The 18,398-nt window shown below is 62.8% G+C and carries 19 protein-coding genes; 7 read left to right on the forward strand and 12 right to left on the reverse strand.

Going from position 1 to position 18,398, the window contains the following annotated elements; all coding sequences use genetic code 11:
* Nucleotides 1-123: 123 nt before the first annotated feature.
* The gene (locus ACLH0H_RS19620) at nt 124-1,008 is read left to right on the forward strand and encodes a 1-aminocyclopropane-1-carboxylate deaminase/D-cysteine desulfhydrase (protein ID WP_411379273.1); all 885 of its coding nucleotides are present in this window, start codon (nt 124-126) and stop codon (nt 1,006-1,008) included.
* On the opposite strand, the gene ACLH0H_RS19625 is transcribed toward ACLH0H_RS19620, so the two are convergent.
* The 3 genes from ACLH0H_RS19625 to ACLH0H_RS19635 form a co-directional block, all read right to left on the reverse strand.
* Nucleotides 998-1,555, reverse strand: coding sequence for a cytochrome b (locus tag ACLH0H_RS19625; RefSeq protein WP_076950880.1), 558 nt, complete (start codon nt 1,553-1,555; stop codon nt 998-1,000). The genes ACLH0H_RS19620 and ACLH0H_RS19625 overlap by 11 nt on opposite strands.
* Nucleotides 1,556-1,667: 112 nt before the next feature.
* Nucleotides 1,668-2,495, reverse strand: coding sequence for a phosphonoacetaldehyde hydrolase (phnX, locus tag ACLH0H_RS19630; RefSeq protein WP_411379274.1), 828 nt, complete (start codon nt 2,493-2,495; stop codon nt 1,668-1,670).
* Nucleotides 2,492-3,613, reverse strand: a complete 1,122-nt coding sequence (locus ACLH0H_RS19635) for a 2-aminoethylphosphonate--pyruvate transaminase (protein ID WP_411379275.1) — start codon at nt 3,611-3,613, stop codon at nt 2,492-2,494. Before ACLH0H_RS19635 ends, phnX begins: the two co-directional genes overlap by 4 nt.
* Nucleotides 3,614-3,721: 108 nt before the next feature.
* On the opposite strand from ACLH0H_RS19635, the gene ACLH0H_RS19640 reads away from it, so the two are divergent.
* Both ACLH0H_RS19640 and ACLH0H_RS19645 read left to right on the forward strand, forming a co-directional pair.
* Nucleotides 3,722-4,579, forward strand: a complete 858-nt coding sequence (locus tag ACLH0H_RS19640; protein ID WP_411379276.1) for a LysR substrate-binding domain-containing protein — start codon at nt 3,722-3,724, stop codon at nt 4,577-4,579.
* Nucleotides 4,580-4,679: 100 nt separating this feature from the next.
* On the forward strand, nt 4,680-5,387 hold the full coding sequence (locus ACLH0H_RS19645) for a YebC/PmpR family DNA-binding transcriptional regulator (RefSeq protein ID WP_058423896.1): 708 nt from the start codon (nt 4,680-4,682) through the stop codon (nt 5,385-5,387).
* A 121-nt stretch (nt 5,388-5,508) separates the two neighbouring features.
* Here the strand turns inward: ACLH0H_RS19645 and ACLH0H_RS19650 are convergent, their stop codons facing one another.
* From ACLH0H_RS19650 to ACLH0H_RS19665, 4 genes are all read right to left on the reverse strand, one after another.
* The gene (locus ACLH0H_RS19650; protein WP_411379277.1) at nt 5,509-6,810 is read right to left on the reverse strand and encodes a protein kinase; all 1,302 of its coding nucleotides are present in this window, start codon (nt 6,808-6,810) and stop codon (nt 5,509-5,511) included.
* Nucleotides 6,811-6,850: 40 nt separating this feature from the next.
* The gene (zapE, locus tag ACLH0H_RS19655) at nt 6,851-7,960 is read right to left on the reverse strand and encodes a cell division protein ZapE (protein WP_411379278.1); all 1,110 of its coding nucleotides are present in this window, start codon (nt 7,958-7,960) and stop codon (nt 6,851-6,853) included.
* Nucleotides 7,961-8,039: 79 nt separating this feature from the next.
* The gene (locus tag ACLH0H_RS19660) at nt 8,040-8,777 is read right to left on the reverse strand and encodes an anti-sigma factor family protein (RefSeq protein WP_411379279.1); all 738 of its coding nucleotides are present in this window, start codon (nt 8,775-8,777) and stop codon (nt 8,040-8,042) included.
* The gene (locus tag ACLH0H_RS19665; protein ID WP_411379280.1) at nt 8,774-9,280 is read right to left on the reverse strand and encodes an RNA polymerase sigma factor; all 507 of its coding nucleotides are present in this window, start codon (nt 9,278-9,280) and stop codon (nt 8,774-8,776) included. The genes ACLH0H_RS19660 and ACLH0H_RS19665 overlap by 4 nt, the downstream gene beginning before the upstream one ends.
* 166 nt (nt 9,281-9,446) lie before the next feature.
* Between ACLH0H_RS19665 and ACLH0H_RS19670 the strand changes: the two genes are divergently transcribed.
* The gene (locus ACLH0H_RS19670; RefSeq protein WP_411379281.1) at nt 9,447-10,529 is read left to right on the forward strand and encodes a catalase family peroxidase; all 1,083 of its coding nucleotides are present in this window, start codon (nt 9,447-9,449) and stop codon (nt 10,527-10,529) included.
* Entirely contained in the window at nt 10,526-11,065 is a 540-nt protein-coding gene (locus tag ACLH0H_RS19675; RefSeq protein WP_076950872.1) for a cytochrome b, read from the forward strand. Before ACLH0H_RS19670 ends, ACLH0H_RS19675 begins: the two co-directional genes overlap by 4 nt.
* On the opposite strand, the gene ACLH0H_RS19680 is transcribed toward ACLH0H_RS19675, so the two are convergent.
* A complete protein-coding gene (locus ACLH0H_RS19680; RefSeq protein WP_411379282.1) occupies nt 11,003-12,238 on the reverse strand; it encodes an MFS transporter in 1,236 nt (411 codons plus the stop codon). The genes ACLH0H_RS19675 and ACLH0H_RS19680 overlap by 63 nt on opposite strands.
* A 99-nt stretch (nt 12,239-12,337) precedes the next feature.
* Here ACLH0H_RS19680 and ACLH0H_RS19685 point away from each other — a divergent pair, with 99 nt between their 5' ends.
* Nucleotides 12,338-12,790, forward strand: coding sequence for a winged helix-turn-helix transcriptional regulator (locus ACLH0H_RS19685; RefSeq protein WP_411379283.1), 453 nt, complete (start codon nt 12,338-12,340; stop codon nt 12,788-12,790).
* Nucleotides 12,791-12,837: 47 nt separating this feature from the next.
* Here the strand turns inward: ACLH0H_RS19685 and ACLH0H_RS19690 are convergent, their stop codons facing one another.
* Complete coding sequence (locus tag ACLH0H_RS19690; protein WP_411379284.1) at nt 12,838-13,989, reverse strand: M14-type cytosolic carboxypeptidase; 1,152 nt, start codon at nt 13,987-13,989, stop codon at nt 12,838-12,840.
* Between the two features lie 463 nt (nt 13,990-14,452).
* A complete protein-coding gene (locus ACLH0H_RS19695) occupies nt 14,453-14,803 on the reverse strand; it encodes a DUF6124 family protein (protein WP_411379285.1) in 351 nt (116 codons plus the stop codon).
* Between the two features lie 130 nt (nt 14,804-14,933).
* On the opposite strand from ACLH0H_RS19695, the gene ACLH0H_RS19700 reads away from it, so the two are divergent.
* Nucleotides 14,934-15,566: a LexA family protein gene (locus tag ACLH0H_RS19700; RefSeq protein WP_411379286.1), complete on the forward strand. Its 633-nt coding sequence runs from the start codon at nt 14,934-14,936 to the stop codon at nt 15,564-15,566.
* On the opposite strand, the gene ACLH0H_RS19705 is transcribed toward ACLH0H_RS19700, so the two are convergent.
* On the reverse strand, nt 15,563-17,488 hold the full coding sequence (locus ACLH0H_RS19705) for an acetyl/propionyl/methylcrotonyl-CoA carboxylase subunit alpha (protein ID WP_411379287.1): 1,926 nt from the start codon (nt 17,486-17,488) through the stop codon (nt 15,563-15,565). The two genes, ACLH0H_RS19700 and ACLH0H_RS19705, sit on opposite strands and share 4 nt — an antisense overlap.
* Nucleotides 17,485-18,291 carry a gamma-carboxygeranoyl-CoA hydratase gene (locus tag ACLH0H_RS19710; RefSeq protein WP_411379288.1) on the reverse strand — a complete coding sequence of 269 codons (807 nt, stop codon included), beginning with the start codon at nt 18,289-18,291 and terminating at the stop codon, nt 17,485-17,487. Before ACLH0H_RS19710 ends, ACLH0H_RS19705 begins: the two co-directional genes overlap by 4 nt.
* Nucleotides 18,292-18,398 lie beyond the last annotated feature (107 nt).

Raw genomic sequence — 18,398 nt, forward strand, 5'->3', positions numbered from 1 at the left:
GGGGCTCGACAGCTCACATGGAGATTTGTCGGCCTCTGAAAGTCGTGTAGATACCTATGGAGTTGTAAGACGGCAATCGGGGCGGTGTTAGACTGCCGCCCCTTTTCCTTCAGATAATTGCCGATGGGCCCTTTCGACTGGCTGCCCCACGCGCCCCTTGAACCTGTGCAGCTCGATTGGCTGAACGGGGTCGAGCTGGCCGTGCTGCGCCTGGATCTTATCGACCCACTGATCAGTGGCAACAAGTGGTTCAAGCTCACCGGGCACTTGGCCCAGGCGCAGCAAGCCTGCGGCATCATCAGCCTGGGCGGCGCCTACTCCAACCATCTGCACGCGTTGGCGGCGGCGGGAAAACGCTTTGGCTTCCCCACCGTCGGCCTGCTGCGCGGCCATCCCCAAGACACGCCCACCGTCCTCGACCTGCAAGCCTTTGGCATGCAACTGCATTGGCTGGGCTATGGCGGCTATCGTGCGCGTCACGCGCCCGATTTCTGGTTGCCGTGGCGTGAGCAATATCCCCAGTTGCACCCGGTGCCCGAAGGCGGCGGTGGCCAGGCGGGTGCGTTGGGTTGCGCAGTGCTGGTGGAGCAGGCGCGCAGGCAGTTGCCCGCCCTGGGCTGGGCCGGTTATGACGCCTGGTGGCTGGCCGCTGGCACCGGCACCACGCTGGCCGGCCTGGTACTGGCTGAGGCGGGCGCGCATCGGGTATATGGCGCCATGGCGGTGCCGGATGACCACGGTGTGGCGCGCAACGTCGAGGCCTTCGTGCAAGGCGGTTATGAATTGCTTGACGCGAGCCGAGGTGGCTTTGCCCGCGTCGATCCGTTTCTGCTCGATTTTATCGACGCCACGCACCAAGCCTGCGGCCTGCCATTGGAGCCGCTCTACACCGGCAAGGCGTTGTTGGCCTTGAAGGCGCAGGTCGAGGCCGGGCGCTTCATGCCCGGTACTCGCCTGATATTCGTGCACACCGGCGGCCTGCAGGGCCGCCGAGGGTTCACGGGCTGACGCGCTTGCCTGGCATCATGCGCAACACGGTGTTGTCCCGCAGGACGTAATGGTGGGCAATGCCCGCCAACGCATGCAGCCCGATCAGCCAGTAACCGATCTGGCCGAACAGCACATGCCAGCCTTCGATCGCCTTGGCCAATGCCTTGTCCTGCGCGATCAACGGCGGCAACTCCATCCCATAGAACATCACCGAATGCCCTTCGGCACTGACGATCAGCCAACCGGCGATCGGCATGCCGATCATCAACGCATACAGCGCGACATGCACCAGCGTCGCCAACAGGCTCTGCCATCGCGGCGGCGCCGGCACGATCCTGGGCGCCATGCCAAGGCTGCGCGCGAACAAACGCAGCCACACCAGCACAAATACGGTGAGGCCGAACATGAAGTGCATCTCGACGATCAACGTTCGCGCGCCGCTGCCTTTTGGAAACTGGCCGCGCAATTCAATGCAGGCGTAGACCACCGCCAGCAGCACCACCATCAACCAGTGCAACGCGATCGACAGGCTGCTGTAGCGCGTATCGGAATTTTTCCACGGCATCGCTGGGTTCCTCACTCATCAGGTCACCTCCGTTCTTTAGTGACGAAGTGCGTTTAATGTATGCCTGTTTTGTGCGGTTTACCCGCCGTGCCTGCGGTTTTCTTGACCTCGATCAGTGGCTTTGCGGCATCTCACCACGGGCCAGGCGCGCGTTGATGTCATCGATGACCGCCGGCAGGTCGCTGAGGGTGTCGATCAGGTAGTGCGGGCGCGAGCCTTCGAACAGTGCCTCGATGCGCTTGCGCTCGCTGGCCAATGTGGCGTTGTCCAGGGCTTGGAACTGCGCGTAGGTCAGGCCCAGCGCATTGCCGGAACAGGTCAGGGCCACGGCCCACATTCCGGCGCGGCGGCCTTCGAGGATGCCCGGCACTGTATCGTCGACTTTCACGCAGGCGGCCACATCATCAATGCCCAGCGCGATGACATTCGCCAAGGCCTGCGCCGGCCACGGGCGGCCGTTGGGCACTTCGTCGGTGGCGACCACATGGTCGGCGACGTAGCCGTTGGTGGCGGCCAGGGCGACGACCTTGTCCATCACTTGCTTGGGGTACCCGGAGCAGGAACCGATCTTGAGGCCTTGCGCGCGTAGCCGCGCGATGGTGTCGAGGGCACCGGGGATGAGCGCCGAGTGCTCGGCTATCTTTTCGATCTGCAGCGGCATGAAACGCTGATAAATAGCGGTCACATCGTCATCGGTCGGCGTGCGGCCGAAGACCTTTCGGTAGCGTTCGGCGACCTGCGGCTGATCGCACAGGGTGCGGATGTGGTCCCACTTGCCCATGCCCATCGGGCCACGGGCTTCTTGGATGGACACGTGCACGCCGAACTCGGCGAAGGCCTCGACAAAAATCTGCGTGGGCGCGAACGAGCCGAAGTCGACCACGGTGCCGGCCCAGTCGAGGATAACGGCCTGCAGGGTGTTGGGAGTGTGGTAGGTCATGCGGGCGTTCCGATGGAAGGAAGAGGGATGTGCATCGCGTGCAGTGCGTCGGCGATGGCGGTGACGGCGGCATGCATCTGCGCTTGATCGACATGGCCGATGCAGCCCACGCGGAAGGTGTCCACCTGAGTCAATTTACCGGGATACAAGATGAAACTCCGAGCCTTGACCCGCTCGTAGAAATCCTGGAACCGGTAGCGCGAATCTTGCGGCGCGTGAAAGGTGACAATGATCGGTGCCTGGATCGCCGCCGGCAAGAAGCTGCGCAAGCCGAGTTCGGCCATGCCCTGCAGCAGCGCCTGGCAGTTGCGCGCATAGCGTTGATGACGTGCGCGCAGACCGCCTTCCTCGGCATATTGCAACAGCGCTTCATGCAGGGCCGCGACCACGTGGGTCGGCGGGGTGAAACGCCATTGGCCGGTCCTGGCCATATAGGCGTGCTGGTCGAATAGGTCCAGCGCCAGGGAATGGCAGTTGCCTTCGGCAGCGGCCAGCGCTTGTTTATCGGCGAAGACGAAGCCCATGCCCGGCACGCCTTCCAGGCATTTGCCGGAGGCGGCGATCAGGGCGTCGAACGGCACTTCACGCGCATCGATCGGCAATGCTCCGAAGGAACTCATAGCGTCGACGATCAGGCGCTTGCCGTGCTGTTTCACCACCCGAGCGATCTGCGCCAGCGGGTTGAGAATGCCGGTGCTGGTTTCGCAGTGGATCAACGCCACGTGGGTGATGGCCTGGTCGGCGTGCAGCAGGCGGTCCACATCGGCGGCGGTGGTGGGCGCGTCTTCGGCGGTTTCAAAGGTGCTGAAGTCGCGGCCGAGCACTTCGCAGATCTTCGCCAGGCGCTTGCCGTAGGCGCCGTTGATCAGCACCAGTACCTTGCCGTCGCGCGGCACCAGAGTGCCGATGGCGGCTTCGACGGCGAAGGTGCCGCTGCCTTGCAACGGCACGCAGTGGTGGCTGTGCGCGCCGTCGATGATCGCCAGCAATTGCTCGCAGACGCTGGCGGTGAGCTGGTTGAATCGCTCGTCCCAGGAACCCCAGTCCAGCAGCATCGCCTGGCGGGTGCGGGCGGACGTGGTCAAGGGACCGGGCGTGAGCAGGATGGGCGTCGTCATTACAAATCCTCGAAGCATCGGTTGAATCTACGGCGCCTAAATTGCAGTTTGGCTTGTTATCAATCAAATTGTTTGTTGTTATGCGAGCCATCAGTGAGGCCGATAACGATGAACCTGTTCCAGTTGCGTGCATTCGATGCTGTCGCCCGTGAGGGCAGCTTTACCCGCGCAGCGGCGCGGCTGTTTATCAGCCAGCCGGCGGTCACCGGGCATATCAAGGCCCTGGAGGAGCACTACCAGATCCCACTGCTGCGGCGTACCGCGCGCCGGGTGGAGGTGACCGAGGAGGGCGCACGCCTGGCGGCGATCACGCGGGCGATTTTCGGCCTGGTGGATGAGGCGCAGGCGATGCTGGAGGCGAACCGGCAGTTGCTCACCGGGCGCCTGGAAGTGGCGGCGGATGGCCCGCACCTGGTGATGCCCATGATCGCCAGCCTGCGGGCGCGCTACCCCGGGATTACCGTCAACTTGCGCTTGGGCAATGCCCAGGACACCTTGGCGGCGCTGCTGTCCGAACACGCCGATGTGGCGGTGCTCACCGAAGTGGAACCGCGCAACGGCCTGCATCTTGAGCCGTTGAGCGAGTCGCGGATCTGCGCGCTGGTGCCGGCCGGCCACCCGTGGGCGAAGCAATCCGAGGGCATTCGCCTGGAGCAGTTGCACGAGGTGATCATGGTGTTGCGTGAGCCCGGTTCCATCACCCGGCGCACCTTGGATAACGCTTGCCTGGCCGCCGGCGTGCTGCCCAGGGTGCTGCTGGAGCTGGATAGCCGCGAGGCGGTAACCGAGGCCGTTGCCGCCGAATTGGGGGTTGGCGTGGTGTCGTCGATGGAGGTCAGCCCCGACCCTCGGGTGCGGGCGATTCCCTTGCAAGGCGACGGGCTGGTCAACCGGCACATGCTCGGCTGCATGGAGCGGCGTCGCTCGTTGCGCCTGATCCGGGCGTTTTTCGAGTTGGCGCCCTGACGGTTTTTTGGTGGAACGATGTGTGCTCGCGCTATAAACTCTGCCCCCAAAGCGCCGGCCAGTAGACGTTTGGGCGCGATGGACGAAAAGAGAGTGAGTCATGGGCGCACAGTGGAAAGTCAAACATAAAGAAGCGGCGGCCAACGCCAAGGGCAAGATCTTCGGCAAGCTGGTGAAAGAAATCACCATCGCCGCCCGCAACGGTGCCGACACCGCGACCAACGCCCACCTGCGTCTGGTGGTGGAGCAGGCCAAAAAGGCCTCGATGCCCAAGGAAACCCTGGACCGCGCGATCAAGAAGGGCGCCGGTCTGCTCGGTGAAACCGTGCAATACCACCGCGTGACCTACGAAGGCTTCGCCCCGCACCAGGTGCCGCTGATCGTCGAGTGCGTGACCGACAACATCAACCGCACCGTGGCGGAAATCCGCGTGGCGTTTCGCAAGGGGCAGTTGGGCGCTTCCGGTTCCGTGGCCTGGGACTTCAACCACGTCGGGCTGATCGAAGCCTCGCCGGACAGCCCGGACGCCGATCCGGAAATGGCCGCGATCGAAGCCGGTGCGCAGGATTTCGAAGCGGGCGAGGAAGAGGGCACCACGCTGTTCATCACCGAGACCACCGATCTCGATGCCGTACAGAAAGCACTGCCGGAGCAGGGCTTCACCGTGCTGTCGGCCAAGCTGGGTTACCTCTCGAAAAACCCGGTGAGTGGTCTGAGCGATGAGCAGATGGCGGAAGTTGAAGCCTTCCTGGAAGGCCTGGACAACCATGATGACGTGCAGGACATGTTTGTCGGCCTGGCTGGCTGATGTTTAGCTGAATAAACACAGTTCCAATGTGGGAGCGGGCTTGCTCGCGAATGCGGTGTATCAGTGAAGAATTTTTCATCTGACACACCGCATTCGCGAGCAAGCCCGCTCCCACATTGGGTCAGCGGATGTTTCCAGAGATCAGCAAGGCCTCAATTTCCTCAAACCCCGGCCGCGCCAGCACATCGGGCTGACAGCAGCTTTTCTGCAATGCCACCAGCGCGTCACTCACCTGGCCCTCAACCCGCTCCAGCAATTCCCCCAGCAGCACCCCGAACGCGCGCACTTCAATACGCTGCAATGCCCTGGTTTCCAAAGTATCCGCCGTGGCATGAAACGACGCGGCGCCAAAATCCCCCAGCAGACAATCGCCCGCTTCATTCCACAGGATATTGTGCCCATACAGGTCGCCATGGGTGATGCCGTGCCGGTGTAGATGTGCCGCCACCGATGCGATGCCCCGCGCCATGCACAACGCCACGGCAAGGCTGAAGCGGGTGTGCGGCGGGTAGATGTCGCGGGTGCACGAAGCCAGGCTCGGCAGGGCCGCGAGGTTGCGGTAGCTCGGGTCGATCAGGTCCATCACCAGGGCGGCCTGGCCATCGGGGTGGCCGACCACACGGCCTTCGATCCTGATCAGGTTGGGGTGCAGCCCGGCGGCGATGCAGGCCTGCATTTCGTGCAGTGGTGAGCCATCGCTGGTGATGGTGCCTTTATAGAGTTTGACCGCGACGGGTTTGCCTGCCGGTTTCCACAGCGCTTTGCGGATAACGCCGGACGCGCCTTCGCCCAATATTTCGGCGAGTTCCAGCTCGGCCCAGGGAATCTCCACAGTGGCCTCATCGTCCGTCATCGGCACCGCCGTTTCCACCGGATTACCGGCATAGGCCAGCCAGGTCAGGCTCGGCAACGCCAGCAGCCAGTCTGGCAAGCGTGTGAAGCGGTTGGAGGCAATGCGCAGCAATTCGAGGTTGTGGCAGTTGGCCAGGCTTTGCGGCAGTTGCGCCAACTGGTTACCGGCCAGCATCAGCTTTTGCAGCAATGGCCGTTCGCCCAACTCAGAAGGAAGCTCGCTGATGCGGTTATCGGTCAGGATCAGCCAGCGCAACCGCGGTGGCAGCGCGGCGGCGGGCACGTGGCTGATCTGGTTGGCCTTGAAGCCGATCATGCTCAGTTGGGCGCACTGGCCGAGGCAGGCGGGCAGTTCGGTAAAACGGTTGTCCGAGCAGAACAGCACGCGCAAGTGCGGCAGGCGGTGCAGGTCGTCTGGCAGGCTATGCAGGGCGTTACCGCTGAGGTTGAGGATTTCCAGGGAGCCCGCCAGGTCGAAGATTTCCCGGGGGAATTCGGTCAGCCCGCAGGACAGATCCAGGCGCGTGATACCGGCCAATTGGCCGGCCTTGAGTTGGGCGAGGGTATTCATGAACGGCGCGGTCACTCGGGCAATGGGGCGTAGAGGGCGCTCATGATAGCGGGTCGGGCGGGCGTTGCGGGTTGGCGTGTTGCAACTCGACTGTTTGCAATTGACGCAGGCGGCTGGCGGTGCGGGCAAGGTCGATGGCCTGGCCGCTCAAGGCCATGTCCAGGGGCTGCTCGCCGATCAGCACCAGGCGTTTGTCGCGGTCGTAGAGCACGTCCACCAGGTTGATGAACCGCTGCTGCACGGCAATCGGGCACTGCGCCAGTTGCGGCAGGCCGTCGATGATCCAGTGGTCGTAATCCTGGCACAACAGCAGGTAGTCCATCACCGCCGTCAACGCTTCGCACAGGTCATTGAAGGTGAAGGCAATGGAGCGGCTTTCCCGCTGGCGGCACGTCAGGGTTCGGTTGCCGACGGGCAAGGGCTGGGGCGGGCAGTCCGGGGCGGGGAGACCCAGCGCCGCGCGCTGGCTCGCGGTGCCTGGCCACACATACTGACCGGTGGTGAAGCGTTGCGCGCTGCGGGCCTGAGGTAGGCTACGGAAATCCTTGGGCGAGCTGACCTCCAGCACCTGCATGCGCGCGGCGATCAGGTCGATCACCGGCTTGAAACGCTCATGGTACAGCGGGTTGGGCAGCAATGCTTGCGGTGCGTAGTTGGACGTCACCAGCACCAGCACGCCGCGCTGGAACAGGGCCTTGAACAGCCGCGTGATCAGCATGGCATCGCCGATATCGTGAACGTGGAACTCGTCGAAACACAGCACCCGGCAGTCCGTCAGCAGTTCATCGAGGGTCGCGCCGAGGGCATCGTCGTGCTCGCGGTGCTTGAACATGCCCTGGTGCAGGCGGGTAAAAAACTCATGGAAATGCACGCGCTGCTTCTCGGCAATCGGCAACACTTGGAAAAAGCCATCCAGAAGCCAGCTTTTACCGCGCCCCGCCGGGCCGTGCAGGTACAAGCTGCGCGTCGGTTGACCCGCGAGCAGGTGCCGGGCTTCGCGGTCCAGGGCAGCAATCGCGAGGGTTTGACCGGTGCTCAGGGTATAGCCCTGTTGCGCGGCTTTTTGTGCAAAGAACGCAGGGATGGTTGGTTCGTCGACGCTGTCGGTCTTTTTACCGAGCAGGCGGCGGAGCAGGGAAAGCGCTGCCAATGCGGGTCACTCTGTAGGCCGGTGGTCACTCACTTTAGGGTGTCCGTTGTGTTTTGACCAATGGCCAAATCCCAGGCTTTTAGAACGTCAACATCGGCGGGGCAGGCTGGTCCACCGGGCTGACCACCGCATAGTTGTAGCCCGCGCCGGACCAGTATTGAGCCTGCAAACCATCGGCACTGCGACTGCCACGGGGCAGGAAACCGTTTTCCGGGCCAGGTGGGCGGATGTAGAAACTGATGCGCCGCCCTTGCGCGTCTTCGTACAGCACCATGGCGGCGGCGCCTTGCTCGGTGGTCAGCAAGCGCCCGCTGACCGGGGTGAACCCCGCCGCGCTGAGGTCGGGCAGGCGGTGCGCCTGGCTGAAGTAGCGATCCAGCCAGGCTTGCATCGTGTCGTTACCCTGGCCTTTGTAGTCGGCCGGCATCACGCCGTCCTGGGCAAACAAGCGAAACGCCTGCATCGCATCGGCCATCGGTAGCATTGCTGGCTGGGTGGCCTCACGGGCGTTCCAGCCCCCGATACCGCCGAGACTCACTGCGATCAGCAACACGGCGGCCGTGGCGAAGTGGCGGCGCGACTGGCGCTTGAGGCGCTGGCGGATCAGCGCCGGGTCCAGCTCCGGGTTGGCCGGCTGTTGCAGGGCACCGCCCAATGCGGCGCGCAGCAATTGCGCGTCGTGCTGCCAGGCATGGACCTGGGCGGCGACATCCGGATGGGCGGCCAGATACGTTTCGAGCACGCGGCGATCACTCTCCAACAGTTGGTGATCGACGTAGGCATGCAAATCGCGTTCGCTGGGGGGCAGGCTGATCATTTGAGTATCCGCAGGGAAGGGCTGGCGATTTCGCCATCACTGAGTTGGCGCAGGGCTTGGCGCGCCCGCGATAGACGCGACATCACGGTGCCGATGGGCACGTCGAGAATCTCGGCGACCTCCTTGTAGCTCATGCCCTCGACCGAGACCCACAGCAGCAGCGCGCGTTGCTCGGCGTTGAGTTGATCGAAGGCTTGCAGGGTCGACTGGGCGATCACGGTGCGCTCGACCGATGGCTGCGCATCGTCACGCCCGGTGAAGAACTCCAGCATCCGTGCGTAGCGTCGGGTGCGACGGTGGGCGTCGAGGAACTGCCGGTAGAGGATCGAGAACAGCCAGGCGCGCAAATCGCCTTCGACGCGTTTCTCTGCCCAATGGGTGACCGCCCGTTCCAGGGTCGCTTGCACCAGGTCGTCGGCGCTGCTGGCGTTACGCGTCAGGGACACGGCAAAGCGCCGCAGCCTGGGGATGAGTTCACGTAACGGTTCGTCGAGTTCATGCATGGGAGCGGGCTGTTCACTACGCTGGGACTAGAGAGACGACTGGCGGGGGCGGTTATTCCCGACCGTGAAAAATAAATCCAGGCCCAGGGAATAGAGCCAATCGGCGTTCGTCTTAATGCTCCGACCTTATGTTCACCCCTAAGGCCTCTGGCCCTGGAGCTCCTTCATGGTAGATCACTCATCACCGCCCCGTCCTCCGTTGAGCACTGCGAGCCTGATCGCGCGCCTGGCGGGTATCGGCGCCGTGGTTGCGGTTTTGGCGGGGGCATTTGCCTACGTCAATGGCACCCTCGACCCACAGCGCTTGCGTCCTAAAACCCTGGTCAACGCCTTGGAAACCAACAACGGTGCGCACCCGGGCTTCCGACGCAACCATGCCAAGGGCGTGTGCGTGGCCGGTTATTTCGAAAGCAGCGCCGAGGCCCGTGCTTACTCCAGCGCCGAGGTGTTCAGTGCGGCCAAGACCCCGCTGATCGGCCGGTTTGCCTTGCCCAGTGGCAACCCTTATGCACCGGACAGCAGTGTGCCGATCCGCAGTTTTGCCGTGCAGTTCAGCCAGGCCAACGGCCAGCAGTGGCGCACCGGCATGAACAGTATGCCGGTATTCCCGGTGGGCACGCCCGAGGCCTTCTACCAATTGCTCAAGGCCGGCGCACCGGACCCATCGACCGGCAAGCCAAACCCGGCCGCGATGCCGGCGTTCTTCGCCGCCCATCCCGAGACCGCGCAGTTTCTGGCGTGGGTCAAGACTGCCAAGCCTTCGGCCAGTTATGCGACCGAAACCTACAACGGCATCAACGCCTTTTACCTGGTGGGGGCCGATGGCAAGCGCCAGGCCGTGCGTTGGGGCGTGGTGCCCACGCTGCAGGATGCAGCGGGAGATACCGCCCCGGCCGGGAATGACTTCCTTGAAAAAGACCTGGCGCAGCGTCTTGCCGCCGGGCCGCTGCGCTGGCAGTTGAACATGACCTTGGCCAACCCCGGCGATCCTGTGGATGACGCAAGCAAGGCCTGGACGGGCGCGCATACGGTCATCAATGCCGGCACCCTGGTGCTGCAAAGCAGCCAACCGCAAGCGGACGGTGATTGCCGCGATATCAACTTCGATCCGCTGATCTTGCCCAGTGGCATCGAAGCCTCCAACGACCCATTGCTGGCAGCACGTTCGGCGGCGTATGCCAGTTCGTACCTGCGCCGCGCCGGTGAAGTCAGCCCGTTGCACAGCGCCCCTCAGGAGTCGAAGCCATGAATGCCCAACCACGGTTTTTCGCGCCCCTGGCGCGCCTGCTGCACTGGTTGATGGCGCTGATGGTCATGGCCATGCTGTTTATCGGCGCGGGCCTGGCGGCTTCTGTTTCAGAGAGGCATGAATGGCTGATCCACCTGCACAAGCCGCTGGGGATCGCGATCCTGGCGCTGGTGATCGTGCGGCTGGTGGTGCGCTTCTCCACACGCCAACCGCCGTTGCCCGCCGACTTGCCGCTGTGGCAGGTATTGGCGGCCAAGGCGTCGCACCTGGTCCTGTACGGTTTGATGCTGGTATTGCCGCTGTTGGGTTGGGCAATGATCTCGGCGGCGGGCGACCCGGTCATGCTCAGCAGCTCGGTGCAGTTGCCGGCGCTGGTGGCGGCGAATGCGCCGTTGTTTGCGCTGCTGCGCAAGGCGCACGGGTACCTGGCTTATCTGCTGTTCCTGACTGTGTTGCTGCACCTGGCGGCTGCGCTATTCCATGGGTTGATCCGCCGCGACGGCGTGCTGCAAAGCATGACCGGCAGCAAGGACTGACACAGCCTTGGGGGGCAGTGTGGCCAGCCAGTAGATCAACGCGAGCAGGTTGATCGCTGCGCCGAGGCCACACACGCCGAGCCAGCCGCCCCAGGCATACATCGCCGTTGCACTGACCGACCCGAGCGCGCTGCCCACCGAGTAAAACAGCATGTAACCCGCCACCAGGCGACTCTGGGCGTCGGGGCGCACGGCGTAGATCAGGCTCTGGCTGGTGACGTGCACGGCTTGCAGGCCGAGATCGAACACGATCACACCCAGCAACAATGCCCACAGCGACGACTGGGTAAAGCCGATGGCCACCCAGGACAGCAGCATCAGCAGCAGTGCCGTGCCGCTGGTCCATTGGGCCCAGCCCCTGTCGGCCAGGCGTCCGGCGCGGGCGGCACCCAAGGCGCCGGCGGCACCGGCAAGCCCGAACAGGCCGATCTGCGTGTGCGACAGCGACAGCGGCGGGGCGCTCAAGGGCAACACCAGCGGCGTCCACAGGACGGTGCCGGCGGCGAAAATCAACATCGCCAGCACGGCACGGTCTCGCAAGACCTTTTCTTCCTTGAACAAGCTGAACACCGAGCGGATCAGCGCGCCATAGGTAACTGTGGCGCGGGGTTGCTCGGTGTCAGGCAGCACCCGCCATAGCAGTAGGGCCATCAACAGCGTCAGGCCGGCGGAGAGCAGGTACACCGAGCGCCAACCCGCCAAGTCTGCCATGGCACCTGAAACGGAGCGCGCCAGCAACAAACCCACGACAATCCCGCTGGTGACCAGTCCGACCACGTGGCCACGTTGTTCGGGCGACGCCAAGTGAGCGGCCAATGCCACCATCACCTGGGCGACTACCGCCAGCAGGCCGGTGAGCGCCACGCCGGCGAGCAGCCAGACGCTGTTGGACGACAAGGCCACCACCAGCACGGCCAGGGTGGAGAGCAGCAGTTGGATGACGATCAGCTTGCGCCGGTTGAGCAGATCCCCCAGGGGCACCAGCAACAACAGCCCCACGCCATAACCGACTTGGGTGAGGGCGATGATGATACCCACGGTGGCGTGGTCCATGGCGAAGGTCTCGGCCATGGCGTCGAGCAGCGGCTGGGCGTAGTAGACGTTGGCCACTGACAGGCCGCAGGCGATGGCGAACAGCACTACCACCGCGCCGCTCAAGGGGGATGACGACATGCGGATAATCCTTGTGTGGTTTTAAATGAAACTACTTGTACGGTAAGGATTCCAGTTTTATATTGCAACCACATTATTGGTCGACGACAGGCAGCCCCGATGGTCAAGCTCACCCGCTTTGAAAACGCCGAATGCCCGGTGGCGCGCTCGCTGGATGCGATTGGCGATGGCTGGTCGCTGCTGATCATCCGCGATGCATTTGATGGCATGCGTCGCTTTGGTGAATTCCAGCGCAGTTTGGGCATGGCCAAGAATATTCTGTCCACGCGTTTGCGCAGCCTGGTGGCCCATGGGGTGCTGGAGGTCGTGCCGGCATCGGATGGCAGTGCGTATCAGGAGTATGTGCTGACCGAAAAGGGCCGCGGCCTGTTCAACGTGATCATCGGGCTGCGTCAGTGGGGCGAGGGGTTTTTCTACGGCGCAGGCGAAGCGCATTCGGTGATGGTGGACCGCGCCAACGGCGAGCCGCTGCGAGCGCTGGAGCTGCGCTCGGCGGATGGGCGGCTGCTGGGGCCTGAGGATTGCCGGCGGGTGCCCGCGGACACTGCGTAAGGCCTAAGGGTTGCTTTCATGTGGCAAGCCCGCTTGCCACAGAATAATCAGCGCAAGACGTCGACGATATCGGCCACGCTGCTCAATACGTCCTTGGCCAACTGCATCGAGCGTTTACCTGACCAACCGGTGTGCGGGTTGGGGGCGTCGTCGTTGTCCTTGAAAGGCATTTCCAGGGTCAGCGACAGGCAGTCGTATTTTTCGCCTACGGCGTTGCAAGCCAGGGTCATGTTGGCTTCGCCCGGCAAGTCGCGGGTGTAGCCGTGGGTGGTCTGGAAGTCGCGGGTCAGGCCGCTCAAGTGGCTGCGAAAGTGTTTTTCCAGGGCCTCGATGCGCGGGGTGTAGCCTGGGTTGCCTTCGCAGCCGGCGGTGAAAACGTAGGGGATTTCTTCGTCACCGTGGATATCGAGGAACAGGTCAACGCCGTATTTTTCCATCTGCTGTTGCACAAACAGCACTTCGGGACTCGTTTGCTGATTGGCGCTCTGCCAGGCGCGGTTGAGGTCCTGGCCCATGGCGTTGGTGCGCAGATGACCATGGAAGGCACCGTCCGGGTTCATGTTGGGCACCAGGTACAGGTCGGCCACTTTCAGCAGTTTTTTCAGCTCGGCGTCGCCGTCCTGCTGCAGGCGTTCGATGATGCCTTCCATAAACCACTCGGCCATGTGTTCGCCGGGGTGCTGCTGGGCGATGATCCAGATCTTGCGGCGGCCTTCACCGCCTTTGCCACGGCGCAGCAGTTGGATGTCCCGGCCTTCAACACTTTTACCGGTGGCCAGCAACTGCGTGCCGGCACGGTTCAGGGCCTGGTCGATCAGCCAGTCGTGGCGCTCGCGGCTGTAGGGCTCGAAATAGGCGAACCAGGCGTGCCTTTCACGGGTTTCGAGGCTGATGTGCAGGATCTCGCCGTCAAACCGCGTCGGTACGCGAAACCAATTGATGTGGTCGTAGGACGCCACGGCGTTGTAGCCGCTCCACGCATGGCGGTAGGACGACTTGCCCGCGTTGCTCAGGCGAAAGGTGTGGGTGTGGCCCACGTGCATGCCTTCGGCCTTGAAGTGAAACCATTGGAAATGTTGGCTACGGGTGTCGGGTTTGATTGACAGCAATAACTGATAGGCGTCGTGGGCATCCAGGACCTGGATATTGCCACTGTCGAAGTCGGTGCTGATTCTGATGGAGGTCAAGGCCACGGTCATAGTCGGGTTGCCTGGGTATGAGTGTTGTGGCGGTTATATTACACAGGAGTGTGGGAAAGACTGGATGCAAAATTGTTGCGGGGGGGAGGGGCATCATCCTTGACGCCGCCGCTGCTTAGGATCCATGAGATTGATTCTCAAGCGCTGTTTCGCAATGATCCGGGCCGGAGCGTTCGGCTGGCCTTCATTCGCAGATAGTCTTTTGCTACCATGCGCGCCATCGAGTAACACACAGTCTTCATTAGCCTGAAGCAATGCCAGGGAAACTGGCAAAAAAAGACCCGGCCAAAGAGCCGGGTCAAAAACCGTGATTAGCCTGATGAGGAGATATTCCAAGAGTCCGACCTAAGGTCTCTTGGTCTATCGACTGATCTCGCGATCAGCTGGGTCCAATAATAATCATTATCATTTGCAAGTCAAATGTTTTTATCCGTGGGATAGAAATATTTTTCTCCGCGTCGGCTCATGCGTTCGCTTGCGCCTGCGGTTCCTGCAGCGACCGCTCCACCATCGCCTTCGCCATATCGATCAAATACACCACTGAAAACGCCAGGTCGCGATGGCTGCCCTGATGGCTGTTCGCTGATTCATAGGCGGTGGCCGCGGCGCTGCGCAGCAGGTCCGAGGCATGCACCAGGGCTTCCTCGTGACTGATGCCTGGCTTGATGGCAAACAGGGCTCCGTCCGCAGATGAGGCAGACATATCTTCTTTCAAGTAAAAGTCGAGCGCGCGTTTGGCGGCACCGCTGCTGCGCAGGTCGTGCAGCTCAGTGTCTTCAGGGGTTTCGGGCAGGAGGTACGGGCTTGTCGTCATAAGGGGGCTACTCTTGGATGGGTGTCGAAAACCTTATGTCCGATGATAGTACGTATCGTATTTATGTCGTTTTATGGATTACTACAAACTGTTTATTGCCCTGAAAACCCTGTGACGTATTGTCGGCGCCATGGATAAATGGATCGCGTTGGTCAGGACCAACATGGAAGACCGCAAGGTCACGCAGGGTGAGCTGGCTGAACGCTTGGGCATGTCCCAAGGCGGCGTGGGCCATTGGCTCAACAAGCGTCGTGCGCCAAGCCTGGCGGACATGAACCGGGTGCTGGCGGCGCTGGGCCTGGGGTACCTGGAGGTCGCACTGGATATTCGCGAGCGGGCCGATGAAGAGACCCAGGAGAAAAGCTACAACCCGTATTTCCGCTACCCGGTCAGCGATTGGAAAGGGTTGTGTGAAATCCGCGAAGAACGCGCCTCTTATGGCCCGGCCCGTTTCGAGCTGACGGACTACCACGCCCAGGGCGACGCGTTCTGGCTGCCGGTCACGGGCGACGCCATGACCGCCCCCAGCGGCCTGAGCATCAGTGCGGGCATGATGATCCTGGTCGATCCGGCCATTGCCGCCGAGCCCGGCAAACTGGTAGTCGCTCTATGGGCCAAGAGCCCCCAGGCGACCTTCCGCCAGTTGCTGGAAGAGAGCGGCCAGCGCTACCTGGTACCGCTCAACCCCACGTACCCGAAACAGCTATTGACCGACGACTGCCGCATCCTCGGCGTTGTCGTCCAAGCCATGGCAAAGTTCTAGCCAGCCGCTTCGATTTCGACCAGCGCGCAACCTTCTGCGACCATTTCGCCTTCCTGGCAAAACAGCGCCTTGACCACTCCGGCCTGGGGCGCGCGAATGCTATGTTCCATTTTCATGGCTTCCAGCACCACCAGTTGTGCCCCGGCCTCGACCGCGTGGCCCACCTCAACCAGTACCCGGACAATGCTGCCGTTCATCGGCGCGATCAGGCCGCCCTGGTGGGACTGGTTAGCCTCGACCGCCGCAAGGGGGTCGAACAGCGTTACGCCGTGAATTTCGCCGTCCCAGCGCAGATACAGCGTACGGTCATCACGTACCGCCAGATGATGGCGGCGCACGCCTTGTTGCTCGATCAGCAGATGTTCGCCCTGCAACTGCGGTACGTCCGCAGCCAGTGTTACCAGACGATCCTGGCCGTTGCAGCTCAGGTGCAGGGACACCTCGGCAGGCAATCCGGCGCGAAACCCTCGTTTATCCGCCCAAGGCCCGTCCCCGGCCGGCAAGCTTTGCATGAAGGCTGCGCCCGCCGCCTGCCAGAATTTATCGCTCAGTTCCCCATGGGCCGGCAGCAACTCATCCTGATAACGTGGAATGAAACCGGTATCCAGCTCCGCCGCGGCGAATGCCGGGTGCCCGATGATGCGCCGCAAAAAGTCCAGATTGGTCTTGAGACCGCCAATGGCAAACTCATCAAGCATGGCCATCAACCGCAGTCGCGCCTGTTCACGGTCTTCGCCCCAGGCAATCAGCTTGCCGAGCATGGGGTCGTAGAAGGGCGACACGCTGTCGCCTTGTTCGACGCCGCTGTCCACCCGACGGCCCAGGCCCGGCGCGCATTCGCGGTACAGCATGAGCTGCCCGGTGGCGGGCAGAAAATCAGTGGCCGGGTCCTCGGCATACAGCCGCACTTCGATGGCATGGCCGGTCAGCGGCACCTGTTCCTGGGTGATCGGCAGCGCCTCGCCCTGGGCGACACGGATCTGCCAGGCAACCAGGTCGAGACCGGTAATCGCCTCGGTCACCGGGTGTTCCACCTGCAGCCGCGTGTTCATTTCCATGAAGAAGAACTCGCCGCGCGCGTCCAGCAAAAATTCCACAGTGCCCGCGCCGACATAACCAATGGCCTGGGCCGCACGCACGGCGGCTTCGCCCATGGCCTTGCGTTGTTCAGCCCTCAGGCCTGGCGCCGGCGCTTCCTCGACGACTTTTTGGTGGCGACGCTGGATCGAACAATCGCGTTCATTGAGGTACAGGCAATGCCCATGCTTGTCGGCGAACACCTGAATCTCCACGTGACGCGGCTTGAGCAGGTATTTTTCCACCAGCATCTGCCCATTGCCGAAGGACGACAGCGCCTCACGCTGGGCAGAGGCCAGAGCCTCGGCCAACTGGCTGACGTCCTCGACCACCTTCATGCCCTTGCCACCGCCACCGGCCGTGGCCTTGAGCAGCACCGGATAACCGATGCGCTCGCAGGCTGCGCGGAAAGTTTCCAGGTCCTGGGCTTCGCCGTGATAACCCGGTACCAGCGGTACGCCGGCGGTTTCCATCAGCGCCTTGGCTGCCGACTTGCTGCCCATGGCATCAATGGCCGAGGCGGGCGGGCCGAGGAAGATCAAGCCTGCCGCTTCGATCGCACGTGCAAACCCGGCGTTCTCCGATAAAAAGCCATAACCCGGATGGATCGCCTGGGCGCCACTGGCGTGCGCGGCGGCGATCAGCTTGTCGATTTGCAAGTAACTGTCAGTGGCCTTGCTACCGCCCAAGTCGACACGAATATCGGCCTCGCGGCTGTGGCGGGCATCGCGGTCGATGGCGCTGTGCACGGCCACGGTGGTCAGGCCCATCGCCTTGGCGGTGCGCATCACCCGGCAAGCGATCTCGCCACGGTTGGCCACCAGCAGCGTCGTCAATGTGCTCATGAGCGCGGCTCCTGAGGCTGCCAGCTCGGTGGGCGTTTTTGCAGAAACGCGCGCAGGCCTTCCTGGCCCTCGGCGCTGACGCGAATGCGCGCAATCGCATTTTCGCAGTAGCGGCGCAAGGCGGGCGTGAGAGCCCCGCTGCCCACTTCGCGCAGCAAGTCCTTGCTGGCGCGCATCGCCGCCGGGCTGTTTTGCAGCAGGTTGGCGATCCACTGTTCCACGTGCTGATCCAGCTCGTCGGTGGGATAGCTTTCTGCCAATAAACCGATATCGCGAGCACGCTGCCCGCCAAAGCGTTCGGCGGTCAGCGCATAGCGCCGCGCGGCGCGTTCACCGATGGCCTGCACCACGAACGGACTGATCACCGCCGGTGCCAGGCCAATGCGCACTTCCGACAGGCAGAACTGCGCGTCATCCGCGCCAATCGCCATGTCGCAGCAACTGATCAAGCCCAGCGCGCCGCCGTAGGCCGCGCCTTGCACCACCGCCAGGGTCGGGATTTTCAACTTGGCCAGGTTGTACATCAGCTCCGCCAGTTCGCGTGCGTCGTCCAGGTTGGTGTGGTAGTCCAGCTCGGCCGATTGCTGCATCCACGCCAAGTCCGCGCCGGCGCTGAAATGTTTGCCGCGCCCGCGCAGTACGAGGAAACGCAGCGACAGATCACCCTGCACCTGGTCGAGGGCGATGATCAGCTCGCGGATCATCTCGGCGTTGAACGCGTTGTTCTTGGCTTCACGACTGAGCCACAGCGTGGCAAAACCACGGCTGTCGGTGATCAGTTCGAGGGTGTTGAAATCGCTCATGCGAGGAAACTCCATGATGATGAGGTTTCCTGTAGGAGCGAGCTTGCTCGCGAAGGTCGTTAACGATAACGCGTGCATGTTGGATGAACGCGTTGCCTGGACATTTT

Origin of the sequence: Pseudomonas sp. MPB26, from assembly GCF_046605355.1 — a bacterium.
Classification (GTDB): domain Bacteria; phylum Pseudomonadota; class Gammaproteobacteria; order Pseudomonadales; family Pseudomonadaceae; genus Aquipseudomonas; species Aquipseudomonas cedrina.

What these genes read in the sequence shown, in the direction of transcription:
- ACLH0H_RS19670 (WP_411379281.1), top strand. Translation starts at nt 9,447, where the DNA reads ATGGTAGATCACTCATCACCGCCCCGTCCTCCGTTGAGCACTGCGAGC.
- ACLH0H_RS19665 (WP_411379280.1), bottom strand. Translation starts at nt 9,280, where the DNA reads ATGCATGAACTCGACGAACCGTTACGTGAACTCATCCCCAGGCTGCGG.
- ACLH0H_RS19700 (WP_411379286.1), top strand. Translation starts at nt 14,934, where the DNA reads ATGGATAAATGGATCGCGTTGGTCAGGACCAACATGGAAGACCGCAAG.
- phnX (WP_411379274.1), bottom strand. Translation starts at nt 2,495, where the DNA reads ATGACCTACCACACTCCCAACACCCTGCAGGCCGTTATCCTCGACTGG.
- ACLH0H_RS19635 (WP_411379275.1), bottom strand. Translation starts at nt 3,613, where the DNA reads ATGACGACGCCCATCCTGCTCACGCCCGGTCCCTTGACCACGTCCGCC.
- ACLH0H_RS19705 (WP_411379287.1), bottom strand. Translation starts at nt 17,488, where the DNA reads ATGAGCACATTGACGACGCTGCTGGTGGCCAACCGTGGCGAGATCGCT.
- ACLH0H_RS19675 (WP_076950872.1), top strand. Translation starts at nt 10,526, where the DNA reads ATGAATGCCCAACCACGGTTTTTCGCGCCCCTGGCGCGCCTGCTGCAC.
- ACLH0H_RS19710 (WP_411379288.1), bottom strand. Translation starts at nt 18,291, where the DNA reads ATGAGCGATTTCAACACCCTCGAACTGATCACCGACAGCCGTGGTTTT.
- ACLH0H_RS19685 (WP_411379283.1), top strand. Translation starts at nt 12,338, where the DNA reads ATGGTCAAGCTCACCCGCTTTGAAAACGCCGAATGCCCGGTGGCGCGC.
- ACLH0H_RS19690 (WP_411379284.1), bottom strand. Translation starts at nt 13,989, where the DNA reads ATGACCGTGGCCTTGACCTCCATCAGAATCAGCACCGACTTCGACAGT.
- ACLH0H_RS19625 (WP_076950880.1), bottom strand. Translation starts at nt 1,555, where the DNA reads ATGCCGTGGAAAAATTCCGATACGCGCTACAGCAGCCTGTCGATCGCG.
- ACLH0H_RS19645 (WP_058423896.1), top strand. Translation starts at nt 4,680, where the DNA reads ATGGGCGCACAGTGGAAAGTCAAACATAAAGAAGCGGCGGCCAACGCC.
- ACLH0H_RS19695 (WP_411379285.1), bottom strand. Translation starts at nt 14,803, where the DNA reads ATGACGACAAGCCCGTACCTCCTGCCCGAAACCCCTGAAGACACTGAG.
- ACLH0H_RS19650 (WP_411379277.1), bottom strand. Translation starts at nt 6,810, where the DNA reads ATGAATACCCTCGCCCAACTCAAGGCCGGCCAATTGGCCGGTATCACG.
- ACLH0H_RS19620 (WP_411379273.1), top strand. Translation starts at nt 124, where the DNA reads ATGGGCCCTTTCGACTGGCTGCCCCACGCGCCCCTTGAACCTGTGCAG.
- ACLH0H_RS19640 (WP_411379276.1), top strand. Translation starts at nt 3,722, where the DNA reads ATGAACCTGTTCCAGTTGCGTGCATTCGATGCTGTCGCCCGTGAGGGC.
- ACLH0H_RS19680 (WP_411379282.1), bottom strand. Translation starts at nt 12,238, where the DNA reads ATGTCGTCATCCCCCTTGAGCGGCGCGGTGGTAGTGCTGTTCGCCATC.
- ACLH0H_RS19660 (WP_411379279.1), bottom strand. Translation starts at nt 8,777, where the DNA reads ATGATCAGCCTGCCCCCCAGCGAACGCGATTTGCATGCCTACGTCGAT.